This is a genomic window from Methylobacterium sp. WL103, from assembly GCF_008039885.1.
GTDB classification, from domain to species: Bacteria; Pseudomonadota; Alphaproteobacteria; order Rhizobiales; family Beijerinckiaceae; genus Methylobacterium; species Methylobacterium cerastii.
This window is the reverse complement of sequence record NZ_VRUX01000887.1, coordinates 1-1,292: the sequence shown is the minus strand read 5'-3', so window position 1 is coordinate 1,292 and position 1,292 is coordinate 1. Positions and strand designations below refer to the sequence as shown.

Genomic DNA, 1,292 nt, shown 5'->3' with positions numbered 1-1,292 from the left:
ACCCACGGCGCAGCGGCGAGCGGAGGCGCGAGGTCGCCCTCCCGGTCGGGCAGGCCACCGCCGATCTGGCGGGCGGGAATCTCGGCCTCGCGCATGGTGCGCGAGACCGTGTCGAACCATGGGATCACGATCGCGTCGAGCGGGATGATCTCGGGCACGCCGGCCTTCACGTCCCACTGGTAGGTGGCGCGCGCCACCGGCCCGGCGGGGGTGATCAGGGTCTCGCGGGTGACCGGGCCGGCGAAGGTGAGGATGCCGCGGGTGCGCATCACTGGGCGCGGTGGCAGCCCTTCCGCGACCATCCCCTGCGCCTCCACCGTCACGATGCGCCGTGTGGTGTCGCCGAGCTTCACCGTCTCCGGGTCGGGCGACCAGGAATCGGTGATCGTCACGTCCTTCGCCGGCAGCCACCACGGCTCCTTGGCGTCCGGCCCGCCGCCCTCCTTGGTCCAGGTCGCGACCGGCAGGGCGATCGGGCCGGAGCGCACGTCGACGACGCGGCGGTCGCCGTTGTCGTTGATCGTCAGGCGGTGGTCGAACGGTTCGATGGTGAAGTCGCCGGCATGGTGCGGGAACACCGCGATCACCCGGTCGAAGGCGATGGCGCTCTGGCCGTCCTTCAGCTTGGTCTTGCTCCAGCGGTCACGGCCGAGCTGGCTCCAACTGAAGTTGGCCAGCGTCGGCTGGATCACCTCCTCGAGCAGGATCTGCTGCTTGTAGACCCCGTGGATCTTGAGCAGCACCATCTCGCGTACGAAGGGCGCGGCGTTGCCGTTCAGCTCAGGGGTCACCGTGAGGGTGAGGTCGCCGGGCTCGACCTCGGCGCGGGCGGGCTGAGTGACGAACAGGAGCGCGAGCAGCGCACCGATCCACCCGCGGGCGTGACGACGGAACGTCGCCGGAGCGGGCGCGGGCCCCCTCTCCCGGGCGGGAGAGGGTCGGCGTGAGGGACGAGAACGTGCCGGAGAGGTCACGCCCCTCATCCCACCCTTCTCCCCATGGGAGAAGGAGCCGCGCGGCGTCTCCAGCGCATCCCTCGGGATTGGGATCGGGCTCGTCGCGTCCAAAGCCGTCACCATGGGTTGCTCCCGGCGGGCATGCTCGTGCCGGCTTCGATGCGGCGGGTCTGCTCGGCCTTGATGCGGAGCTTGAGGTAGCGGCCGGGGTCGTCCGGCAGGGTCTGGAGCCAGAGGCGGTCGGGGCGGATCTCGTGGGCCTCGAAGCTCTTGGTGACGCGTCGCACCTCCTTCTCGGGGGCCTCGGCCACCATCGCCGAGCCGCCGCCGGTGCGG

The 1,292-nt window shown here is 71.2% G+C and carries 1 protein-coding gene and 1 pseudogene; both read right to left on the bottom strand.

Going from position 1 to position 1,292, the window contains the following annotated elements; genetic code table 11:
* The coding region (locus FV222_RS26430; RefSeq protein ID WP_246685683.1) for a hypothetical protein at nt 1-869 on the bottom strand (869 nt) is incomplete at its 3' end.
* 203 nt (nt 870-1,072) lie between these two features.
* Nucleotides 1,073-1,292: pseudogene (locus FV222_RS26425) on the bottom strand (hypothetical protein); the annotation flags it as partial.